This window comes from Allobosea sp. TAF32 (assembly GCF_052113585.1).
Taxonomy (GTDB): Bacteria; Pseudomonadota; Alphaproteobacteria; order Rhizobiales; family Beijerinckiaceae; genus Allobosea.
This window is the reverse complement of the sequence record NZ_JBFRDM010000006.1, coordinates 322,746-345,779: the sequence shown is the minus strand read 5'-3', so window position 1 is coordinate 345,779 and position 23,034 is coordinate 322,746. Positions and strand designations below refer to the sequence as shown.

16 protein-coding genes are annotated in these 23,034 nt (G+C 66.2%); 12 read left to right on the top strand and 4 right to left on the bottom strand.

Features of this window, described 5'->3' with window-relative positions; all coding sequences use genetic code 11:
- The first annotated feature begins 85 nt into the window (after positions 1–85).
- The 3 genes from AB4Z16_RS15240 to AB4Z16_RS15230 all read left to right on the top strand — a co-directional run bounded on the left by AB4Z16_RS15240 (position 86) and on the right by AB4Z16_RS15230 (position 7,076).
- Positions 86–2,272 carry a glycoside hydrolase family 3 N-terminal domain-containing protein gene (locus AB4Z16_RS15240; protein WP_441512195.1) on the top strand — a complete coding sequence of 729 codons (2,187 nt, stop codon included), beginning with the start codon at positions 86–88 and terminating at the stop codon, positions 2,270–2,272.
- A gap of 427 nt (positions 2,273–2,699) precedes the next feature.
- Positions 2,700–3,935 carry an efflux RND transporter periplasmic adaptor subunit gene (locus AB4Z16_RS15235; protein ID WP_441512194.1) on the top strand — a complete coding sequence of 412 codons (1,236 nt, stop codon included), beginning with the start codon at positions 2,700–2,702 and terminating at the stop codon, positions 3,933–3,935.
- 3 nt (positions 3,936–3,938) lie between these two features.
- A complete protein-coding gene (locus AB4Z16_RS15230; protein WP_441512193.1) occupies positions 3,939–7,076 on the top strand; it encodes an efflux RND transporter permease subunit in 3,138 nt (1,045 codons plus the stop codon).
- A gap of 240 nt (positions 7,077–7,316) precedes the next feature.
- Here AB4Z16_RS15230 and AB4Z16_RS15225 read toward each other — a convergent pair whose 3' ends face one another.
- Positions 7,317–7,955 (bottom strand): alpha/beta hydrolase family protein, encoded by a 639-nt coding sequence (locus AB4Z16_RS15225; protein WP_441512192.1) that lies wholly within the window; start codon positions 7,953–7,955, stop codon positions 7,317–7,319.
- Positions 7,956–8,119: 164 nt separating this feature from the next.
- Here AB4Z16_RS15225 and AB4Z16_RS15220 point away from each other — a divergent pair, with 164 nt between their 5' ends.
- The 6 genes from AB4Z16_RS15220 to AB4Z16_RS15195 all read left to right on the top strand — a co-directional run bounded on the left by AB4Z16_RS15220 (position 8,120) and on the right by AB4Z16_RS15195 (position 14,286).
- The gene (locus AB4Z16_RS15220) at positions 8,120–8,950 is read left to right on the top strand and encodes an AraC family transcriptional regulator (protein WP_441512191.1); all 831 of its coding nucleotides are present in this window, start codon (positions 8,120–8,122) and stop codon (positions 8,948–8,950) included.
- A 97-nt stretch (positions 8,951–9,047) separates the two neighbouring features.
- A complete protein-coding gene (locus AB4Z16_RS15215; RefSeq protein WP_441512190.1) occupies positions 9,048–9,773 on the top strand; it encodes an alanyl-tRNA editing protein in 726 nt (241 codons plus the stop codon).
- Positions 9,774–9,781: 8 nt separating this feature from the next.
- A complete protein-coding gene (locus tag AB4Z16_RS15210; RefSeq protein ID WP_441512189.1) occupies positions 9,782–10,717 on the top strand; it encodes a DMT family transporter in 936 nt (311 codons plus the stop codon).
- The gene (locus tag AB4Z16_RS15205; protein WP_441512188.1) at positions 10,714–11,778 is read left to right on the top strand and encodes a Glu/Leu/Phe/Val family dehydrogenase; all 1,065 of its coding nucleotides are present in this window, start codon (positions 10,714–10,716) and stop codon (positions 11,776–11,778) included. The genes AB4Z16_RS15210 and AB4Z16_RS15205 overlap by 4 nt, the downstream gene beginning before the upstream one ends.
- Before the next feature lie 4 nt (positions 11,779–11,782).
- Positions 11,783–12,898, top strand: a complete 1,116-nt coding sequence (gene argE / locus AB4Z16_RS15200; RefSeq protein WP_441512187.1) for an acetylornithine deacetylase — start codon at positions 11,783–11,785, stop codon at positions 12,896–12,898.
- A gap of 47 nt (positions 12,899–12,945) precedes the next feature.
- Complete coding sequence (locus AB4Z16_RS15195) at positions 12,946–14,286, top strand: MFS transporter (RefSeq protein ID WP_441512186.1); 1,341 nt, start codon at positions 12,946–12,948, stop codon at positions 14,284–14,286.
- Between the two features lie 330 nt (positions 14,287–14,616).
- On the opposite strand, the gene AB4Z16_RS15190 is transcribed toward AB4Z16_RS15195, so the two are convergent.
- Together AB4Z16_RS15190 and AB4Z16_RS15185 are read right to left on the bottom strand one after the other, a co-directional pair.
- A complete protein-coding gene (locus AB4Z16_RS15190) occupies positions 14,617–14,820 on the bottom strand; it encodes a cold-shock protein (RefSeq protein WP_441470030.1) in 204 nt (67 codons plus the stop codon).
- A gap of 126 nt (positions 14,821–14,946) precedes the next feature.
- Positions 14,947–17,145 carry a glycoside hydrolase family 3 N-terminal domain-containing protein gene (locus tag AB4Z16_RS15185; protein ID WP_441512185.1) on the bottom strand — a complete coding sequence of 733 codons (2,199 nt, stop codon included), beginning with the start codon at positions 17,143–17,145 and terminating at the stop codon, positions 14,947–14,949.
- Between the two features lie 129 nt (positions 17,146–17,274).
- Between AB4Z16_RS15185 and AB4Z16_RS15180 the strand changes: the two genes are divergently transcribed.
- The 3 genes from AB4Z16_RS15180 to AB4Z16_RS15170 all read left to right on the top strand — a co-directional run bounded on the left by AB4Z16_RS15180 (position 17,275) and on the right by AB4Z16_RS15170 (position 21,047).
- Positions 17,275–17,898 carry a YitT family protein gene (locus AB4Z16_RS15180; RefSeq protein WP_441512184.1) on the top strand — a complete coding sequence of 208 codons (624 nt, stop codon included), beginning with the start codon at positions 17,275–17,277 and terminating at the stop codon, positions 17,896–17,898.
- A gap of 97 nt (positions 17,899–17,995) precedes the next feature.
- Entirely contained in the window at positions 17,996–19,147 is a 1,152-nt protein-coding gene (locus tag AB4Z16_RS15175) for an alpha-hydroxy acid oxidase (RefSeq protein WP_441512183.1), read from the top strand.
- Positions 19,110–21,047 (top strand): acyltransferase family protein, encoded by a 1,938-nt coding sequence (locus tag AB4Z16_RS15170; protein ID WP_441512182.1) that lies wholly within the window; start codon positions 19,110–19,112, stop codon positions 21,045–21,047. Before AB4Z16_RS15175 ends, AB4Z16_RS15170 begins: the two co-directional genes overlap by 38 nt.
- Positions 21,048–21,229: 182 nt before the next feature.
- Here AB4Z16_RS15170 and ettA read toward each other — a convergent pair whose 3' ends face one another.
- Positions 21,230–22,882 (bottom strand): energy-dependent translational throttle protein EttA, encoded by a 1,653-nt coding sequence (ettA, locus tag AB4Z16_RS15165; RefSeq protein ID WP_441512181.1) that lies wholly within the window; start codon positions 22,880–22,882, stop codon positions 21,230–21,232.
- Positions 22,883–23,034 lie beyond the last annotated feature (152 nt).

Genomic DNA, 23,034 nt, shown 5'->3' with positions numbered 1-23,034 from the left:
GCCGGTGAAGGCGCGCTGTGCCAGCAGTACGCCAGCCAACCGGTGCAATGAGCGCCGGTGTGAGATCGCGCTTCGGAGGTGATCGATGAAAGCACCTTTCGACCGTCCGGATATTGAAAAGCTCATCGGCGCCATGACGCTGAAGGAGAAGGTCGGGCAACTCACCATGCTCAGCGGCGAATTGGTTCAGACAGGCCCCGCATCCGCTCCCGTCACCTCCGATGCCATCAAGAACGGCGAGGTCGGCAGCCTTCTGAACCTCGTCGGGCCAGACCGCATCCGGGACGCGCAGCGGCAAGCCGTCGAAGGCTCGCGCCTCAAGATCCCGCTCTTGTTTTCGCTCGACGTTCTCTTCGGGCTGAGGACGATCTTCCCGATCCCTCTCGGCGAGTCGGCCGCCTTCGATCCGGCGCTCTGGGAAGCAACGGCGCGCGTCGCCGCGCAGGAATGCGCCGTAGAGGGTATCGACCTGACTTTCGCACCTATGATCGACATCGCCCGCGATCCGCGCTGGGGCCGCACCCTCGAGGGGCCGGGCGAAGATCCTCTCGTCGGCCGGCGGGTCGCGCAGGCGAAGGTACGCGGCTACCAGATGACCGACCTTGCCGCGCCGACGGCGATCGCCGCGACGGCAAAGCACCTGGCCGGTTATGGAGCTGTCCGCGCCGGGCGGGAATACGCCTCCGTCGATATGTCGGAACGGCTGCTGCACGAAGTCTACCTGCCCCCTTTCAAGGCAGCGGTCGAGGCCGGCGTCGCCTGCATCATGCCGGCCTTCATCGACCTCAACGGGACACCGATGTCGATCCACACGCGGCTCCTGCGGCGGCTGGTTCGCGAGCGCTGGGGCTTCGAAGGGGTGATGGTCAGCGATTGGAGCTCGGTTGCCGAGCTGCTGGTGCATGGTGTAGCGGCAGATCTGGCCGAGGCTGCGGCGCTTGCGCTGAACGCCGGCGTCGACATCGACATGATGGGCAAGGGCGCGTATTTCGACGGCCTGCCCGAAGCGCTCGATCGCGGCCTCGTCACCATGACGACGATCGACGAATCCGTACGGCGCGTGCTGCTGCTCAAGCTGCGCCTTGGCCTGTTCGACAATCCCTATCGTCGATGTGGCTCGCCCGAGGCAGTCGCGGCAGTCCGCGTCCAAACCGCCAGACGCGCGCTGGCGCGGGAAGCCGCGCGCAAGTCGATCGTTCTCCCGACTAACCTGGAGAACACGCTGCCGCTCAAGAAAAGCCTCAGGTCGCTGGCGATCATCGGCCCGTTCGGGGATCTCGCGGGAGGAACCTCAGGGCCGGATGCCGTCCAGCGCATCGCCACCTTCGTCGATCAGGTGAAGGCGGCCTTCCCCAAGGCCGCGATCTCGGTCGCGGCCGGCAGCGAAGTCGAACGACTGAGCGCAACCGGTCTGGAAGTCGCTCGGCAGGATGCACGGCGCAGCGAGGTTCTCCTCCTTTGCCTCGGCGAAACCATGGAAATGGCCGGCGAAGCCAGCAGTCGGGACTACCCCGGAATACCCGAGCCCCAGCAGGACCTGGCGCGCGCGCTCCTTGGAACCGGCAAGCCGGTCGTCGTCCTGCTGTTTTCGGGTCGACCGCTGATCCTGCCGAGCTGGCTGGCGGAGCGGGCGAAGGCCATTCTCGCGGTCTGGCATCCCGGCTGCGAAGCCGCCGGCGCCATCGTGGACGTTTTGAGCGGCTCGCATAACCCTGACGGTCGGCTCTCGATGTCATGGCCGGCCGATGTCGGACAGATTCCGATCTTCTTTGCCGAACGCCCGACAGGCCGACCAAGGCTGGAGAACGAGCATTTTTCCAGCAAGTATCTCGATGTGCCGAACGAGCCCCGCTTCTCGTTCGGCCACGGCCTCTCCTACACCACCTTCCTGCTGACCAATCCGCGCGCGACCAAATGGACGATCGCGCCGGGCGAGACCACCGAGATCCTGGTCGACATCAAGAATACGGGAGCGATGGCCGGCGAGAGCACGGTGTTCCTCTTCATTCGCGACGTGGTTTCATCGATCACGCGGCCCTCGCTCGAATTGAAGGATTTCACGAAGGTGGCGCTCGCCCCGGGTGAGACGAAGACGGTGCGCTTCATCCTCTCCACCGACCAGCTTTGCTTTCTTGGCCCCGATCTCGAACCGCTTCTCGAGCCCGGCGCCTTCAACATCTATGTCGGGCCCAGCGCCAGCCCGGACCGGCTCCAGATGCTCGCGCTGCGCGTGCGCCCGGCTTCAATCGAAACCGCGCAGAACAGGGCATGAGCGCTCGCTTGGCGCAGACGAGAGCTTGCGGCCGATCCGAGAGTGCGATGCCGCAATGGGACCTGCGCATGGCCCCCGACCGCCGCGGCGCTGGATCGCCCCGCCGGAGGACCGGATTGCCTGTGCCCCGCTTCATCGCCGGCGTCACAAGATCGAGAGCGCATTCGGCCGGACAAAAGGCCGGCGGCGAATTGGGCAGCGTTGCAATCGCTACGTTCACGCTGCCTTTACAGCATTTTATGGCGCTCCGCGCCGCTTTCCGGCTCTGCGCCGGAATCTCCGTCTCGAGCGGTCACGGATTGGTGCGCAGATTGGCCCTGTAATCCCGGAAACCCGCCGGCCGCCGCCGCGTTGTTCCCGCGCAGTCGCGAGGGGCATCGCTGCGGCGCCACGGGGGTGACGCTTTCGTCTTTCGGCGGATGCGAGCATGGTCGAGAACTGGAAGAATGGGCGCAAGCGACCCCGCGGTGCGTGGTTGCTTGTCGCCCTGCTGGCGATTGCGATCCTTGGCTATCAGGGCTGGCGCGAATTGAGAGGCCACGCCTCGACCGGCGGCGCCGGGACGGGGACGGCCGCGGCGCAGCGAGTGCCCGTCACCTACGCCGATGTCGGCGAAGCGGACTATCCTGTCTATGTCCGCGGCATCGGCACGGTTTCGGCCTTCAAGACCGTGACGGTCAAGAGCCGGGTGGACGGCGCGATCACCAAGGTACTGTTCAGGCAAGGCCAGATCGTTCGCGAGGGCGATCCTCTGGTCGAAATCGATCGGCGCCCCTACCAGGCTGCTTTCGACCAGGCCGTCGCCAAGAAGGCCCAGGATCAGGCCAATCTGAAGAATAACCAGCTCATTCTCGAGCGTTACCAATCACTCGCCGCAAAGGACTTCCAGTCGCGCGAGAATCTCGACACGCAGCAGGCGCAAGTCGAACAGCTCAGGGCGCAAATCCAGGGCGACCAGGCTGCCATCGATAGCGCCAAGGTCAATCTGGACTATGCGACGATCAGCTCGCCGATCACCGGCCGGGTCGGGTTTCGACTGATCGATCCCGGCAACATCGTCCATGCCGCCGATTCGACCGGAATCGTCACCATCGCCCAGTTGCAGCCGATCGCGGTCGAATTCACCGCGCCGCAGGACCGTCTCCAGGCGATCGCCAAGGCCTTCGACGGCGGACAAGTCCCGGTCGACGCGATCTCCTCGGATGGCAGGCGGACGCTGGCGCGCGGCCAGCTCGTCGCCATCAACAACACCGTCGATCTCGCCAGCGGCACGATCGGCCTGAAGGCCCGCTTCGACAACCAGGACAACGCACTTTGGCCGGGGCTTTCGGTCGACACGCGGATGCGGATCGATACGCTCAAGCGGGTCATCCTCATTCCCATGAATGGGGTGATGCACGGCCCCGACGGCCTGTTCGCTTATGTCATCGGCGACGACGGCAAGGTGAGCGCCCGGCCGATCCAACTGGGTGCCAGCGACGATGAGCGTGCGGTGGTCGTGTCCGGGCTCGGCGTCGGGCAGAGGGTCGTGGTCGCCGGCCAGTCCCGCCTGCAGGAAGGCACCCTGGTCGATGCCAGGCCGATGGGTCCCGAGACTCAAGCGCCAACCGCCTCGAACGCGTCTGCAGAAATATCCCCGGCCTCAGCCAAGAAGGCGGACTGAGCTATGGCCAGCAGAATCTCCACGCCCTTCATCCGTTTCCCGGTCGCCACTTCGCTGCTGATGGCCGGCCTCTTGCTCGTCGGGGTCGTCGCCTATCCGCAACTGCCGGTCGCGCCATTGCCGGAGGTGGATTTCCCGACGATCCAGGTCTCGGCCAACCTGCCCGGCGCAGATCCCGCAACCATGGCCGCAACCGTCGCGCAACCGCTGGAATCCCAGTTCGCTCTGATCCCGGGCGTCGCGGAGATGACCTCGTCGAGCCAGGCCAACTCGACCCAGATCACTCTCCAGTTCGATCTCTCGCGCAATATCGACGGCGCCGGCGCGGATGTGCTCGCCGCCATCAATGCGGCCTCCGGCCAATTGCCCAAAAACCTGCCGAGTCCGCCGACTTATCGCAAGGTCAATCCGGCCGACTCGCCGATCCTGCTGCTCAGCGCCACATCCGATACCTTGCCGCTCACTCAGGTCTCCGACGAGGCTCTCACCAAGCTCGCCCAGGCGATCAGCCAGATCGGAGGCGTGGGCCAGGTCAATGTCGGCGGCCAGCGGACGCCGTCGATCCGCATCCAGGTTGAACCGGCGAAGCTGGTCGCGCGCGGGCTATCCCTGGAAGACATACGCACACCGCTCTCCGTCACCACGGTCAATAGCCCGAAAGGCACCATCAACGGCAGCGCCCGCGCCTACACGATCTACGCCAACGACCAGCTCACCGACGCCAAGAACTGGAACGACGTGATCATCGCTTATCGCGACGGCAACCCCGTGCGCGTGCGCGACATCGGCCAGGCGGTCAGTGCGCCGCTCGACGATACGCAAGCCGGCTGGGCCGACGGCAAGCCGGGCGTGTTCCTGGTGATCTTCAAGCAGCCGGGGGCCAATGTCATCGCCACCGTCGACAAGGTCATGGAAGCTCTGCCGCACCTAACTGCCGGCATCTCGCCCGGCATCAAGATCGGCGTGCTGTCCGACCGCACGCAGACGATCCGCGCGGCGGTCAAGGACGTCCAGTTTACGCTGCTGGTCACGATCGCCCTGGTTGTTCTGGTGATCTTCGTCTTCCTGCGCAGCCTCTGGGCCACCATCATCCCGTCTTTGACGGTGCCGCTCGCGCTGCTCGGCGCCTGCGCCCTGATGTGGTTCGCCGGCTACAGCCTCGACAACCTCTCGCTGATGGCGCTGACCATCGCTGTCGGCTTCGTGGTCGACGACGCCATCGTGATGCTGGAGAACATCACGCGCCATATCGAGGACGGCGAGGAGCCGATGGCCGCCGCCATCAAGGGCGCGAGCGAGATCGGCTTCACCATCCTGTCGATCTCGATCTCCCTGGTGGCCGTGCTGATCCCGCTGCTGCTGATGGGCGGTATCATCGGCCGACTCTTCCGCGAATTCTCGGTCACGCTGGCGATGGCCATCATGGCTTCCGCGGTGATCTCGCTGACGCTGACGCCGATGATGGCGTCGCGCTTCATGAAGCCGCTCCGCGAAGTGCATCACGGCCGAATCTATCAGGCCAGCGACAGAATGTTCCGGGCGCTTGCCGGCGCTTACGAGCGCAGCCTCGATGTTGCGTTGCGCTTCCGCTTTGCCACGCTGATGGTGTTCTTCGCGACGCTCGCGCTGACCGTCTACCTGTTCGTCATCATTCCGAAGGGCTTCTTTCCGCAGCAGGATACAGGTCTGATCACCGGTGTGATCGAGACCGCACAGGACACCTCCATCGCGGCCATGGCCGGCCATATGGAGGAAGTCGGCGCCATCGTGCTCAAGGACCCCGCTGTCGACCATATGGCGATGCGCATGGGCGGGTCCGGAGGCACCCTCAATGACGGCCTGATGTACATCACGCTGAAACCGCGCGAGGCGCGTACCGACTCGGCCGACGAGGTGATTCGCCGGCTGCGCGCGCAGACCGGCCGGCTGGAAGGCGCAAGCCTCTACCTTCAGGCGGCGCAGGATGTGCGCGTCGGCGGCCGGCCCTCGCGCACGCAATTCCAGTTCACCCTTCAGGGGACCGACGTCGCCCAACTCGACGAATGGGCTCCCAAGCTGCTCGCCAGGATGAAGGCGATGCCGGAGCTGCGCGACATAGCCTCCGACCAGCAGGCATCGGGCTCCACCCTGACCCTGACGATCGATCGCGACCAGGCCGCGCGCTATGGACTGACTCCGGACGTCATCGACGCCACGCTCTACGACGCCTTCGGGCAACGCCAGATCGCCAGCTACGCGACGCAGCTTTCGACCTACTATGTGGTTCTCGAGGTGCTGCCCGCGCTGCAGCAGAAAATCGCGACGCTCGATCAGATCTATCTGCGCTCCGCGACCACGGGCGCCAACGTACCGCTCGCAGCCATCGCCACATGGAGCACGGTCCCGGCGCAGCCGCTGGCAATCAACCACCAGGGCCAGTTCCCGGCGGTGACCATCTCCTTCAACCTGGCGCCGGGCATCGCGCTCGGGCAGGCGACGGCCGCCATCAGCAGCCTGGAAAATGCGATGGATTTGCCTGCGACGATCACCACGTCGTTCCAGGGCACGGCGCAGGCCTTCCAGGACTCGCTCTCCTCGGTGCCGATGCTGATCGCTGCGGCGCTGGTCGTGGTTTATCTGATCCTCGGAATCCTCTACGAGAGCTACATTCACCCCCTTACCATCCTCTCGACCCTGCCTTCGGCCGGTGTCGGCGCGCTTGCGACCTTGCTGCTCTTCGGCTTCGATTTCAGCCTGATCGCGCTGATCGGCCTCATCCTGCTGATCGGCATCGTGAAGAAGAACGGCATCATGATGGTCGACTTCGCGATCGCCGCCGAGCGCGAGCAAGGCTTATCCTCGCTGGAGGCAATCCGCCGCGCCTGCCTGCTCCGTTTCCGCCCGATCCTCATGACGACCATGGCCGCCCTTCTTGGTGGCGTGCCGCTGATGCTCGGCCACGGCACGGGCTCGGAGATCCGCCAGCCGCTCGGCTACGCCATGGTCGGCGGCCTCTTCGTCAGCCAGTTGCTGACCCTGTTCACGACGCCGGTGATCTATCTTTATCTGGACGCGTTCTCGAACTGGCTCGTCCCGGCGCACAGCGCGACAGCTGTCGGGGTCGACGAAGGGCATAGGGTGGTCCCCAACACCGATGGCTGACGGTGGCCGAGCTAATAGAGAGAGAGCTTCCCTGCCGAGGGCTCCGGAAGGCCTGCCTGCGGAGTGATACCTTCAAGGCCGCCGAACCGTCGATGACGAGCCAAGGCGAGCGCGTGCTGGCTTGAATTCCTCCAATGCCCGCAAGATGCACGAGCGGAGAGCGGACGACGGCCCGGGTCGATGAACCGGCTGCCGGGCATCTGGGCGAGAAGATCCTGTCCGGGATCATGCCCGAAGGCCTCATCGTTCCAGCCAACGCCGAACCGACGCGGCCATCGCAGCCATGTGGTCGCTCGCCGAAAATCCGGAGGCCTTGCGTGGCTTCAGATCGTGATCGCCGTCTTCCAGCCAGACGATCTCAATGTTCGGCGACAGCTGATATCCGCTGACCTCGTCACGGCTGCCGAACGCGTCGCGCGCGCCCTGCACGATCAATGCCGGTGTCGCAATGCCTGCGAGATGCTGCGTTCTCAGTTGCTCCGGCTTTCCAGGCGGATGGAAAGGATATCCGAGACACAATAGGCCGGTGATGGCACCCGCCGCATACAGCTCATCGGCCACCATGCTGGCGACACGACCACCCATCGATTTACCGCCGATCATCAGAGGTCCGGTCCGCCCAAGCGCCGCCAGTGCCGCGCGATATTCCGGTATCAGTTTCTCGGCGCGCGGCGGCGGCTTGCGCCCGGCTTCGCTGCGACGGCTGGCCATATGGCTGAACTCGAAGCGAACAACACGAAAGCCCTCAGCAGCCAGCGCGGCCGACGCTGCTTCCATCGACGGCGAATCCATCGGCGCGCCCGCGCCATGGGCCAACAGGATAGTGCACCTCCCATGCTCGGGCCCTTCGGTGAGAAAGTTCACGATCGTCGACTCCATTGGAAGACTTCGGCAGGAAAGCCCTGAGCTTGGGTCAGAGCATATGCTTGATCCATGGAGCGCTCCGAATCCTCCCCACCCGTGACCGCCGCGGTTCTCCGCACGGTTGCGGTCCCGGCACGATCGTTGCACCATCCCGGCTTGCCCCACGACCGGATCGCATCTTGGCCCGTACCGACCTGCGCAATTCGTCCCGCTATTGGCGCGACCCTCGGGTTCCGGGCCTGAGCTGCCTCGTCGCCGACTTCACGAGCCATGATTACGCCCCCCACAGCCACGAGGCCTTCGTCGTCGCGATGACGGAGGTCGGCGGCGCCGAATTCAAGAGCCGCGGACGGAACGACGAGGCCAGGACTTCGACGCTGCTCGTATTCAACCCCGACGAGCCGCATTCCGGGCGCATGGGTTGGAGCGAACGCTGGCGTTATCGCGGGCTCTATCTGACCCCGTGCGCGATCGAGGCCCTCAATTCCGCGCTCGGTTTGGAAACGACGGCGTATTTCTGCCGAAATACCTTTCATGATGCCGATCTGATCGAGGCCTTCCTCGAGCTGCACCGCATCCTCGACGCCGGAAACGACCCTTTCGAGGAGCGCGAGCTGCTGGTGCGCAGCTTCGGAACCCTGATCCGGCGCCATGCCTCCGGCAAGGCGGATCTGATGCTGCCCCGGCGCGATGCCACCAAGGCTGCCCGTGTCCGCGAGATCATGCGCGAACGCCACGCAGAGGAACTCACGCTTGACGAGCTCGGCGCCGCGGTCGGGCTCACGGCGTTCCAATTGATCGCTCTGTTCAGACGCAGCACAGGCCTGACGCCGCACGCCTATCTCACGCAGTTGCGCCTGAAGGCCGCGATCGCCTGCCTCGGCCGCGGCACAAGCATCGCCGCAGCCGCCCTCGACGCCGGCTTCTACGATCAGAGCGCGCTGACGCGGCATTTCAAGCGCAGCTACGGCATCACCCCGCTGCAATGGGTGCGCGCGACCGCCGGCTGATCCGCTTTTTCAATTTCCGCCAATAGCCCCGCGGCCTGGCGCGCCAATCTCGTCCCCATGCGGATGCCCTCTCGGCATCGCGGAAAGGATGAGATGAATGTCCCGCTATTTCTGCCTCGACAATCCCGAGGTCATGACGCTCGCGACGCAGGTCGTCGAAGCCGGGCCGGGCTGGGTCGTTCTCGCGGAAAGCCCCTTCTATCCGGGTGGCGGCGGGCAATTGCCCGATCGCGGCTCATTGGAATGGGCTGGCGGCGAGATATCGGTTGCGGGCTTCGAGAATGAGGCGGGCCGGCTTCGGCATCTGCTGGCCGCGCCCGTCGAACTTCCGGCCGACCGGGTGGAGGCCCGGGTCGACCCGACCTTCCGCAGGCGCATGCGTGCGCTCCACACCGATCTGCACATCGTCAACGCCGTCGTCTTCCAGGGTTTCGACGGGGCGCTCGTCACCGGCGTCCAGATGAACGAGGACGGCACCGCGCGCATCGACTTCGACCTGCCGGATGCCGATAACGACCGCCTGCGCGCGATCGAGGAGCCGGTGAACGCGCTCATCGGGCAAGACCTCGCGGTCCGGCAGGACTATCTCCCGGAGCAGGCGGCCTTCGCGGAGCCGGGCCTGATCCGCTCGCGCTCGGTCGCTCCGCCGCCGACTGCGGACGGGCAGGTACGCATCGTCGAGATCGTCGGCCTCGACCGTCAGGCCTGCGGCGGCACCCATCTCGCCTCCACCGGAGGCTCGCCGCCGATCCGCATCCTGAAGATCGACAACAAGGGCCGGCACAACCGCCGCCTGCGGATCGGCCTCGCGGGCGCGCTGTGAGGCCGGCGATGTCGATCCTGCGGCGTCTCTGGGACCAGCCGCTGCTGCTGCTTCCCCTGCCGCCCCTGTTCTGGGCCGGGAACCTGGTGCTCGGGCGGGCATTGGCCGGCTCGTTCCCGCCGGTCTCGCTCGCGGTCGGGCGCTGGCTGGTCGCCCTGGCCTGCCTTGCGCCCTTCGTGCTCGGCACGATCCGTGCGCAGCGCCAGGCGCTCTTTCGCGCCCGCTGGCTCATCCTCGCCTGCGGAGCCTTCGGCATCGCAGGCTATAATGCGCTCGGCTACGTCGCCCTGCAGAGCGCGCCGGCGGCCAGCGTCGCCTTCCTCAACTCGACGCTGCCCCTGATGGTGCCGCTCGCGGCCTTCCTGCTCGGGGTCGAGCGCGTCTCGGCGCGCACGCTCGCGGGCATCGCCATCTCCTTCCTGGGCGTGGCCTGGATCGTCGCGCGCGGCGAGCCGTCGACACTGTCGCGTCTGGGCTTCGGCGGCGGCGAGCCCTTGGTGCTGGTCGCCGTCGCCAACTACGCCGTCTATTCGGTGCTGTTGCGACGTCGCCCCGCCGATCTTGATCCGCTCGTCTTCCTGGCCGTGACGATGGTGGCGGGGCTTTTCGTGCTGCTGCCGTTCTGGGTCTGGGAGCTGACGCGGGGCGCCACGATCCCCACCGCGTCCGGCCCGCTCGCCGCCGTGCTCTACATCGGCATTTTCGCCTCGCTGCTGGCCTTCGTCATCTGGAACCGCTGCGTCGCGACGCTGGGGCCGAGCGTCACTGGCGCCTCCTTCCATCTCGTCGCCCTTTTTACCGCAGTGCTCGCCTTCCTCCTGCTGGGCGAGCCGGTGCGCCCGTTCCATCTCGCTGGTGCGGCGCTGATCCTCTGCGGCTTCGGCCTCGCGGCCTTCAGCGGGCGCCCTTCCGTCTCCCGTTCCTCCGGAGTTCTCAAGCCATGACCGTGTTTTCGCATGAAGCCTTCGCCGATCACGAGCAGGTGGCGTTCGTCTGCGACGCAGCGACCGGGTTGAAGGCGCTGATCGCAATCCACGACACCTCGCTCGGCCCTGCGCTCGGCGGCTGCCGCATGTATCCCTATGCCGACGAGCAGGCGGCCTTGCGCGACGTGCTGAGGCTCTCGCACGGAATGACCTACAAGGCCGCGGCCGCGGGGCTCGACCTCGGCGGCGGCAAGGCGGTCATCATCGGCGATCCGCGCCGGCAGAAGACGCCCGAGCTCCTGCAGGCCATGGGCCGGGCGGTCGAGCGGCTCGGCGGGCGCTACATCACCGCCGAGGATGTCGGCACCTCGGTGGCCGATTTCGCCGAGGTTCGCAAGACGACCGGCCATGTCGTCGGCCTGCCCACCGAACTCGGCGGCAGCGGAGACCCGTCGCCGACCACCGCGCTTGGCGTCTTCTACGGCCTGAACGCGGCCGCGCGGCACCGTTGGGGCGCGACGCGCCTGTCCGGCTGCGCGGTCGCAGTCCAGGGATTGGGCAATGTCGGCTGGCATCTCTGCCAGTTGCTGCATGAGGCAGGGGCGTCGCTCACGATCAGCGACCTCGACGAGAGCCGCGTTGCGAAGGCCGTCGCGACATTCTCGGCCTGCGCCGTGGCCCCCGAGGCGATCTATGCGGCTGAGGTCGACATATTCGCCCCTTGCGCGATGGGCGCCGTGCTGGACGATACGAGCATCGCCCGGCTGAGCTGCGGCATTGTCGGTGGCGCTGCGAACAACCAGCTCGCCCGCGAGGACCATGGCGAGCAGTTGCGCGCCCGCGGCATCCTTTATGCACCCGATTTCGTGATCAATGCCGGTGGCATGATCCGCGTTGCCTCGGAGCGCACGGGCTACGACCAGGATTTCGTCGATCGCGGCGTCGAGGGTATCGGCCGCACGCTGCAGGCGATATTCGAGAGCGCGGAGGCTGCCGGCGTGCCCACCCAGACGGCCGCCCTGCGCCATGCGCGAGCCCGGCTCGCCCGCGCCCGTGGCGGGCATGCTTTGGCAGCCTGAGCCGATGAGCGCGACCGTCTCACTGCTGGAAGAGCTGGTCGGCTTCGACACCACGTCGAGCCGATCGAACCTGGCTCTCGTCGGCCGCGTCGCCGACCGCTTCGACGGCCTCGGCGCCCGCATCCGGCTCAGCCATGACGACGACCGCACCAAGGCGAACATCCTCGCCAGCTTCGGGCCGCAGGTGCCGGGCGGTATCGTGCTGTCCGGGCATACCGACGTCGTTCCGGTCGCCGACCAGGCTTGGTCATCCGATCCGTTTCGCCTGATCGAGCGCGACGGCAGGTTGTACGGCCGCGGAGCCACCGACATGAAAGGCTTCGTCGCAGCTTGCCTGTCGGCGGCCGGCGGTCTGGCGGCGTCCGGTCTTGCCCGGCCGGTCCATATCGCCTTGTCCTATGACGAGGAGGTCGGCTGCCTCGGGGTTCCGCGCCTCATCGACGATCTGTTGGCCCATGAGGAGAAGCCGGCGCTCGCGATCATCGGCGAGCCGACCGGCATGCGGATCAGCGACCGCCACCGCGGCTTCCTCGGCTTCCGCGTGCGTTTCGAAGGGCGAGCCGCGCACTCCAGCGACCCCGGCGCCGGCGCGAGCGCGATCTATCCCGCAGCCGATTTCATCCGCTTCCTGCGGACCATCGGGCATCGCACGGGCGTCGGCGTCGATGGGACGACGATCAATGTCGGCCGGATCGAGGGGGGCACGGCGATCAACATCGTGCCATCCGCCTGCGAGGTGGTCTGGGAATTCCGGCCGGTCACGGCGACCGACGCCGCCGAGGTCGAAGCCCTTGTCCGCGCCTATCTCATGCGTGCGGTGCCGGACGATGTCCGCCTGTCGATAGCGCGGGACATCCACGTGCCGCCGCTGTCGACGCAGAACGAAGGGGCCGCGCTTGCGGTCGCGACAGCACTGGGGGGAATCGCCCCGCCCTTCCCGATGCCTTTCGGCACGGAGGCCGGCTTCTTCCAGTCGGCCGGCATCCCGGCCGTCGTGTGCGGCCCCGGCTCGATCGAACAAGCACATCAGCCCGACGAATGGATAGCGCGGGCCGAGCTCGATGCAGCCGACTCCTTTCTCGCCCGCCTTATCGACTGGGCCAGCCGACGAGAAGCCTGAAAGCCCGTGGCCTCGACGCCAGGGCCTGTTCCAACGAGGGGATCACCATGACAGAGTTTGCAGCCACCCATACCGTTTCCGAACGAGACGCAGCCGCCAGAACTGACACGTTTTCGAGCCGGCGAGCCGTGATCGCCGCGGTCGTCGGCAACACCCTGGAGTGGTACGATTTCGCCGTCTACGGCTTCTTCGCGCTCACGCTCGCCAAACTTTTCTTTCCGGCAGGCGATGCGACGGTTTCGCTCCTGCTGACCGTCGCCACCTTTGGCGTCGGCTTCGTGATGCGCCCGGTCGGCGCGCTGGTGCTGGGAACGCTCGCCGACAGGCGCGGCCGCAAGGCGGCGCTCTCGCTGACGATCCTGCTGATGGCACTGGGCACGGCCATGATTGGCTTCGCGCCGACCTATGCGATGGCCGGAGCCTGGGCACCGGCCATCATCGTGCTCGCGCGGCTGGTCCAGGGTTTCTCCGCCGGCGGCGAGATCGGCGGCGCGACCGCCTTCCTGGTCGAGCATGCACCTCCGGAACGCCGTGGCCTCTATGCGAGCTGGCAGCAGGCGAGCCAGGCCGGTGCCCTGCTGCTGGGCTCCTTGACCGGCGCGCTGCTCACCGGCCTCCTCCCGCAAGCGGAGCTTGAGGCCTGGGGCTGGCGCGTGCCGTTCCTGATGGGGCTGCTGATCGCGCCGGTCGGTCTCTATATCCGCTCCCGCGTCGACGAGACCGAGGCCTTCAAGGCGATCCTGCGCGAGCGCGCCGCGCGGCCCGAGGTCACCTTCTCACCGCTGCGCGACACGCTCGGGCAACACCGCGCCGCGGTGATCACCGGGATTGGCATCACCATCGCCTGGACGGTCTGCACGTACTTCTTCCTGGTCACCATGCCGACCTATGCGGTGCGCCAGCTCGGCGTGCCGCAAAGCGCGAGCCTTCTCGCCAACAGCGTCGGCCTCGTCGTGATCGTCATGCTGGCCCCGGTGTTCGGCGCCTGGTCGGACAGGATCGGCAGGCGCCCGATCATGCTGGCATCCGCACTGGGGCTGCTTCTGCTGAGTTGGCCGCTGCTGCATTGGCTGACGAGCCAACCCGGAGCGCTCAACCTCATGCTTGCGCAGATCGTCTTTGCCCTCCTGATCGCAGGCTTCAGCGGCCCCGCGCCGGCTGCGATGGCGGAGCTCTACCCGCCCGCCATGCGCTCGACCGGCCTGTCCATCGCCTACAATCTCGCGGTTACCGTCTTCGGCGGCTTCGCGCCCTTCATCACGACCTGGCTGATCGCCCGGACTGGCAGCGCTCTCGCACCGGCCTGGTACGTGATGCTGGCGGCAGCCATGAGCCTCACAGCCTTGATCGCAGGCCGCAACCTGCTGAAGGCGGCCTTCGGCCGGTGATCGGAACCGGCGCTGCCAGTCCCACGGCAGTTGACGGAGGCAGCAGCGCCGCAAGCCCGGTAGCCAAATCGCAGCAAGATTGCCGGCGGGAGGCAGAGCATATGACAGCGTGTGACTCAGCCGAAATGGCTGCTCGCCAAGAGCGCAAAACCCGGGAACGCCGCAGACTGGGCCCGGACCGGCCTTTTCGCGCGGCGCTCCTGAAGGATCGACAAGCCGCAATACCGGAAACACGGCGCGTCAACGTTGATCCGGTCCTTCGATGTCAGCAAACGCCCGCCGCGGCCTCGGCCGCGCGCGGCAGGCGGTTCTTCCTGCAGCAGGAAACGTTCAGAGCAATTTAAGATCGCCGGCTGCGGTCTTGCCGCGTTCGGTCTTCAGCTCGAAAGAAACCTTCTGCCCTTCCGTCAGCGTCATCATACCGGCTTCCTTCACGGCAGTAATATGGACGAACACGTCCTTGCCGCCTTCCTCCGGTTGAATGAAGCCATACCCCTTTTCAGTATTGAACCATTTTACGGTTCCGGTCGCCATCGCCACATCCCTCGAAGCCGCGCCCACCGCCCTCCGCGCCATGTCGCGGAAGCCGGCAACAGAAGGATTCACCGAAAACCGAAACTTGTCGAGATTAAACACGATTCAGACGAATCAAATAATCGTTCAAGACCTGACCACGACGAATTGTGTCGTTGCTGCAGCACGGGACGATCCACCGAGGTAAATTTCCACCTCGCCCGGGTCGACGACGTAACGTCCCTGTTCGTCATGGGCCCCGAGGTTCGAGATCTCCAGTTTGAATCGCACGGTTTTCGTCTCTCCGGCCGCAATCATGACCTTCTCGAAGCCTTTCAGCTCGCGCACCGGCCGCGAAAGGCTCGCGACGGGCTGGCGGATATAGAGCTGCACCACTTCCTGCCCGTCGCGCGCGCCCGTATTGGTGACGTCGACGGCGACCTCGACGGAGCCGCCGAGCCGCACCGACGAGGCCGAAACGCGCGGATTGGCATAGGCGAAGTGGCTGTAGGAAAGCCCATAGCCGAAGGGGTAGAGCGGCTCGGCGCGCTCGTCCATGTAGATGGACGCGTAGCGCTCGCCCGGTTTTTCCGGCCGGCCGGTCGGAAGCTGCCCGTAATAGACCGGGATCTGGCCGACCGAGCGCGGGAAGCTCATCGGCACCCGCCCCGACGGATTGTAGCGGCCGGTCAGGATGTCCGCTATCGCGGTCCGCCCCTCCGTGCCGCCATGGAAGGTCTGCAGGATCGCGCCGACATGCTCGCTCGCCCAGGTCAGGATGAGCGGCCGGGCCGTCGCCAGCACCAGAACCACCGGCTTGCCGGTCTTGACCAGCGCCTCGAGCAGTTCCTGCTGCACCCCCGGCAGCCCAAGCTTGGTGCGTGAGGCCGCCTCGCCGATGAATTCGCAATCTTCGCCTAGCATCGCGAGCACGAGATCGCTTTCGGCGGCGGCGCGGATCGCAGCCTCCTTGTCGGCGAATTCCGTGCCGCAATTCTTGGTGAAGGCAGGCTGATAGGTAACCGAGACCTCCTTCGGCAACCGCTCGCGCAGTGCGTCCGGCAGAGGCGTGATGACCCGCCGGCCCAGTCCGGCGGGATCGGTCCAGACCCGCTCGTCTTCCGGCACCGCCATCGCACCGATAACCGCGACCGACTTCACCGTGTCGCGAACCGGCAGCGTCTCGTCGGCGTTCTTGAGCAGGATCGCGCCTTCGCGTGCCGCTTGCAGTGCGACCTCACGGGCGGCCGGCATCTGCATCTGGCGCGGTGCGGCAGCCGGATCGACATCGGGCCTCTCGAACAGGCCGAGATGGAACTTGACGCGCAGCACCCGCCGCACCGCCTCGTTCACCGCCTTCATCGGCACGCGGCCGGCACGTACCTCGTCGGCGAGGTGCTTGTGGTAGACGTCGCCCATCATGTCCATGTCGATTCCGGCCAGGAGCGCCTTGCGGGCCGCCTCGGCATCGTCGCGCGCGATGCCGTGCAGTCGGAGCTCGGAGATCGAGCCGAAATCGGAGGTGACGAAGCCGCGGAAACCCCAGCGACCGCGCAGCAGGTCGGTCAGCATGGCGCGATGCGCCGTCGTCGGCATGCCGTTCAGCGCCGTGAAAGCCGCCATCGCCGTCATGGCTCCGGCCTCGAAAGCGGCCTTGAACGGCGGCAGATGCAGGTCGAAGAGCTGGCTCGTCGGAATCCAGGTCGCGTTGTAGTCGCGCCCCGCCTCGACGGCGCCATAGCCGACGAAGTGCTTCGGCGTCGTCGCCACCCCGCCGCGCTGGTAGCCGCGCGTGCGCGCAGCCGCGACGACGGCCCCGAGATAGGCGTCCTCGCCCGCTCCCTCCAGAGCGCGGCCCCAGCGCGGATCGCGCGAGATGTCGACCATCGGCGCGAAGGTCCAGTTGATGCCGGCGGCCGAGGCCTCCCGCCCCGTCCAGTAGGCCGCCTGCTCGATCAATTCCGGGTTCCAGCTCGAAGCCTGTCCGAGCGGCAGCGGAAAATAGGTCGAGAAGCCATGGACCGCGTCGAGCCCGATGATCAGCGGGATTTTCAGCCGGCTCTCGCGCGCGGCCTTCTGCACCGCCAGAACCTCGGCCGGCACGACGAAGTTCATCACCGCGCCCATGTCGCCGCTGCGGACCTGATTGATGTCGAAGCCTTCGCCGCGCCCCGAGAGGTGGAGCTGGCCGACCTTCTCCTCAAGCGTCATTCGCGCGATCAGCGCATCGACCTTGCGTTCGATCGCGCGCGCCTCGCGTCCGGTTTTCCAGGCGACAGGCTGCTGTGCCCATGCGATGCCGGTCGGGATCAGCAGCAGCAGGGCCGCGACAAGCCGCAGAAGCATCGAGGGCATCTCTCCGAAGAATACGGGAAGTAGGAGAAGTCCGCGCCTCACTGAATGGTTCCCCGCCTCCTGGCTCGTCCATTGCATAGCCTCTGGCGCTCGCAGCCTCCAGCCGATACAGGGCTCGCCATGTCCCAGACCGCCGTCGCCGCCATGCCGCAGCAGCACCGTCTCTACGAAGATCTGCTCGCCCTTCCGCTGGGCACGCTGATGATCAGCATCGGCATCGTGCTCTTTGCCAAGGCGACGCTGCTGACCGGCGGCGCGGCCGGGCTCGCTTTGCTCCTGCAATTCGCCACAGGCGCGGATTTCAGCCTGCTCTTCTTCGTTATCAACCTGCCCTTCTACTGGCTCGCCTTCCGGCGGATGGGCTTTGCCTTCACGCTGCGCACGATCGCTGCCGTTGCGCTGATCTCGCTCTTCGTCTGGGCGACCCCGGGCTGGTTCCGGATCGAGGCGGTCGCACCGCTCTATGCCGCCATCGCCGGTGGCGTCGCGATGGGGCTCGGCCTGCTGGCATTGGCGCGCCACCGCACCGCCATCGGCGGGGTCAACATCCTCGCGCTCTACATGCAGGAGCGCCATGGCCTGCGCGCCGGCTGGGTCCAGCTCGGCATCGACGCGGCGATCTTCGCGGCCGCCCTTTTCGTGCTTCCGCCGGACAAGCTCGCCCTGTCGCTGGTCGGCACGCTCGTACTCAACGCCATCCTGGCGATGAATCATAAGCCGGGCCGCTACATGGCGATCTCCTGATGGAAGGCCCTCCTGCTGCTCGGAGAGGTTGCGCCCTGACCATCGGCATGCGAGTCAGCCGAAGCAGCTGACGGGAAGCGAACGGCGAGACGAGACCATGGCCCAGCCTCTGACCATCGAAGACCTGCGGCTCCTGGCCAAGCGCCGCGTCCCGCGCATGTTCTACGACTACGCCGATTCCGGCGCCTGGACCGAGAGCACCTATCGCGCGAACGAGACCGATTTCGCCAAGATCAAGCTGCGCCAGCGCGTCGCCGTCGACATGACCAATCGTTCGCTGGCATCCGAGATGATCGGCCAGCCGGTCGCGATGCCGGTCGCGCTCGCCCCCACCGGCCTCACCGGCATGCAGCACGCTGATGGCGAGATCCTCGCGGCCCGCGCCGCTGCCAAGGCCGGCGTGCCCTTCACCCTCTCGACCATGAGCATCTGCTCGATCGAGGACGTGGCGAACCACACCCAGGCGCCGTTCTGGTTCCAGCTCTATGTGATGAAGGACCGCGACTTCATCTCCCGCCTGATCCAGCGTGCCAAGGCCGCCGGCTGTTCGGCACTGGTCCTGACGCTCGACCTGCAGATCCTCGGCCAGCGCCACAAGGACATCCGCAACGGCCTCTCCGCCCCGCCGAAGCCGACGATCGCCAACCTGATCAACCTCGCCTTCAAGCCGCTCTGGTGCCTGAAGATGCTGGACACGCCGCGCCGGCAGTTCGGCAACATCGTCGGCCACGTCACCGGCGTCGCCGACATGTCCTCGCTCTCCAACTGGACCGCCAGCCAGTTCGATCCGAAGCTCAACTGGGACGACGTCCAGTGGATCAAGGATCAATGGGGCGGCAAGCTGATCCTGAAGGGCATCCTCGACCCGGAGGACGCCGAGATGGCGGCCAAGAGCGGCGCCGATGCGCTGATCGTCTCGAACCATGGTGGCCGCCAGCTGGACGGCGCCCTGTCCTCGATAGAAGCCCTCCCCGGCATCGTCGAGCAGGTCGGCAACCGCATCGAAGTGCTGTTCGACGGCGGCATCCGCTCGGGTCAGGACGTACTGAAGGCGGTCGCGCTCGGCGCCAAGGGCACCTTCATCGGCCGCGCCTTCCTCTACGGGCTCGGCGCCATGGGCGAGCAGGGCGTCACCGCCGCGCTCGACATCATCCGCAAGGAACTCGACGTCACCATGGCCCTTTGCGGCAAGCGTGACATCAGGGATGTCGATGCGAGCATCCTTGTCGGCGGCAAGCCGACAGCCTGATCTACCGCGCGGAGACCCTACCCTGAGACCCCTGGCCTACAACCCGGGCGGGACCGCGCCGGCGGGCCTGCCCGCGGCGGCTCGCTCGAGCCTCCCGCAGCGACTATTCGCCGGCCCATCCTTCGCAGACCGTCTGGCGGCCGCTGGTAACCGGCCGGCCGGCTTCGACTATCTGCGCCTCCTGCTCTCGACGCTCGTCATCGTCACTCATGCGGTGGGTGTGGCCTACGGCGTCGGCGAAACGCTTCGTATCTTCGGCGGAGCGCTGCGTCCGGCGGTGGCCCTGATCCTGCCGATGTTCTTCGCATTGAGCGGCTTTCTCGTCGCCGGCAGCCTCGAACGCTGCCGGTCGCTGATCTCGTTCCTCGGGCTGCGGCTGCTCCGGCTGGTCCCGGCCCTTGCCGTGGAGACCTTTGCGGCGGCCATCGTCATCGGCGCGATCTTCACGACGCTGCCGCTGAAGGAGTATTTCGCCAGCCCGCTCTTCCGGCAGTATTTCCTGAACATCCTCGGCGTCGTCCAGTTTCTCCTGCCGGGCGTGTTTCTGGACAATCCGTGGCCGGGACTGGTCAACGGCCAGCTCTGGACCCTGCCCTGGGAACTGTACTGCTACCTGATCATCGCCGGCATCACGGCAATCGGGCTGTCGCGCCGGGAGGATCGCGCTCTTGCAACGATCCTCGTCGTCCACGCCGTCATTTTCGTCATCTATGTCCTGATCAGGCGTCAACAGCCGGGCGTCACCGTCTCGGGGCCCGTGCTGATCCTCTGTTTTCTCTACGGCATCGGCTTCTATCTGTTCCGGAACCGGATCGTGTGGAGCAAGGCGCTGTTCGCGCTGTCCCTCGCAGCGACGCTGCTGGGGTTGAGCTTCCCGGGCGGCGACTATCTGATCGCCCTGCCCTGCGCCTATCTGACTGCCTTCATCGGGCTGACCCGGCCGCGCCGCGTCTGGCTGGTCTCGTCGGGCGACTATTCCTATGGCCTGTTCCTCTACGGCTTCCCGATCCAGCAGGCCGTGGTCGCCAGCTTCGGCGCGGGAGGACAGTCCTGGTGGGCCAATGCCGCCATCTCCTGGTGCCTGGCATTCGCCCTCGCCTTCCTCTCCTGGCACCTCGTCGAAAAAAACGCGATGAAGCTGCGCCCGCGGCTCCTCGCCACCGAAACAAATCTGCTCGCGCGCCTGCCGGGGCCCGATGTCTTCGCCGGATGGCTCCGCTCTCGCCGCGTCATCGCCGCCTTTGCCGTAGTGCTGATCGCCGCCGCGGCAGCCGCCACCTATCTCGCGTTGCGCAAACCGGCCGAGAACTTCCCGCTTCTGGCGAGACTCGCGGTCATCAACGCCCAGATCGGCGAAGCCGACGCGGATTATGTCTTCATAGCCGGCGACTCCAACGCCGAGATGATCAACTCCACCCATCGCCTCTGCGGCCGCAACGTCGTCAACGCCGGTATCAGCGGCGCCAAGATGACGGATATGAACGGCCATTGGGCGAAATTCGCCTTTACGAAGAAGCCAAGCAAGATCGTCATCCTGGTCGGCACCAACGACCTGCATCGCAAGCGTAATCCCACTCAGCCGAAATACCTCGACGCATTCGAACGCAACACAGACCGGCTCATCGCCAGCGCGGCCGCGCTGTCCGCGAAGGTCTTCGTCGCCGCAGTTCCCCCCGCCGAGCCCTCGATGATTAAATATTACGAGCCGGCGGCGGTCGTCGCCCTGTCGGAGAGGCTGAAGCGGGCCTGCGGTCGCAACGCCTGCACCTTCATCGACCCCTTCGCCGGCACCCGCGACGGAGCCGAGGGCCTCGCCAAGCCAGACAGCACCCATGACGGCATTCACGTGCGGTCGTACCGGGAGGCCATGACGTCGGTCGAAGCCGAAATCTGCGGCTGATCGCCCGCTTTCGAAGCAGGCCAAAAGCCTCGGATGGCCCCTCCTTCGAGGAGCCGGCCAGTCGGCGCCGCGCCGCCTCCCCAAAAGCAAAGCCCGCCGGCGACCGGAGGCGCATTGGCGGGCTCGACGGAAGGCAGCGGGCAGGACGAGAGCGCCGCATCGCGCGGCGCCCTCGCGAAAGCTCAGCGCGTGAACTTCTTGTACTGGATGCGCTTCGGAATGGTGGAGTCGATGCCGAGGCGGCGCTTCTTGTCCTCCTCGTACTCGGCGAAATTGCCCTCGAACCACTCGACATGGCTGTCGCCCTCGAAGGCGAGGATGTGGGTCGCGATGCGGTCGAGGAACCAGCGATCGTGGCTGATGATGACGGCGCAGCCAGCATAATCCTCCAGCGCCTCTTCGAGCGCCCGCAGCGTATCGACGTCGAGATCGTTGGTCGGCTCGTCGAGCAGCAGGACGTTGGCACCTGACTTAAGCATCTTGGCGAGGTGGACGCGGTTGCGCTCGCCGCCCGAGAGCGAGCCGACCTTCTTCTGCTGGTCGCCGCCCTTGAAGTTGAAGGCCGAGCAATAGGCCCGCGAATTGATCTCTTTCTTGCCGAGATAGATGATGTCGTTGCCGCCCGAGATTTCCTCCCAGACGTTCTTCTTGTCGTCGAGCGAGTCGCGGCTCTGGTCGACATAGCCGAGCTGGACGCTCTCGCCGATCTTGATCGTGCCGGCATCGGGCTTCTCGACCCCGGTGATCATCTTGAACAGCGTGGTCTTGCCGGCGCCGTTGGGGCCGATGACGCCGACGATGCCGCCCGGCGGCAGCTTGAAGGACAGGCCGTCGATCAGGAGCTTGTCCTGGAAGCCCTTCGACAGGTCCTCGAAATCGACGACGTTGTTACCGAGCCGCTCGGCGATCGGGATGATGATCTGGGCGGTGTCCGGCCCCTTGTTCGAGGCCTTCTGCACCAGCTCGTCATAGCGCTGGATGCGGGCCTTGCTCTTGGCCTGCCGCGCCTTCGGCGAGGCGGCCATCCACTCGGCTTCGCGCTCCAGCGTCTTCTGGCGCGAGACATCCTCGCGGCCTTCCTGGGCGAGGCGCTTCTGCTTCTGCACCGACCAGGCTGAGTAATTGCCCTCATAGGGGATGCCCTGGCCGCGATCGAGCTCCAGAATCCAGCTCGTGACGTTATCGAGGAAGTAGCGATCGTGGGTCACGATCAGGATTGCGCCCGGATAGGTCCGCAGATGCCCTTCGAGCCAGGCGGTGGTCTCGGCATCGAGATGGTTGGTCGGCTCGTCGAGCAGCAGCAGTTCCGGCTGCTCCAGCAGGAGCTTGCACATGGCGACGCGGCGGCGCTCGCCGCCCGAGAGCTTGTCGACCTGCCAGTCATCCGGCGGGCAGCGCAGCGCGTCCATCGCCTGGTCGACCTTGGAATCGAGATCCCACAGCCCCTTCGCCTCGATCTCGTCCTGGAGATTGGTCATCTCGTCGGCGGTCTCGTCCGAGTAGTTCATGGCGAGTTCGTTGTAGCGGTCGAGGATCGCCTTCTGCGGCGCGACGCCGAGCATGACGTTCTCGCGGACGGTCAGCTCCTCAGCCAGCTTCGGCTCCTGCGGCAGGTAGCCGACGCGCGCGCCCTCGGCGACCCAGGCCTCGCCGGTCCACTCCTTGTCGAAGCCCGCCATAATCTTGAGCAGGGTCGACTTACCGGCGCCGTTGACGCCGAGCACGCCGATCTTGGCGTCCGGGTAAAAGGACAGGTGGATGTCCTTCAGCACCTGCTTGCCGCCCGGATAGGTCTTGGACAGGCCACGCATATGGTAGATGAACTGGCGGGACATGAGGCGAGCGGGCTCCGCTTTCAGGCGCTTGGCGACGGGATGTCGGGAAATCTGGCCGCTATGTAGCGAGCAGCCGCGCCCGCCGCAACCGCATCGGCGATTGCGGCGGCTGCGCGTGTCCTGAACAATGGACCGACTGCGGCTGGGACTCG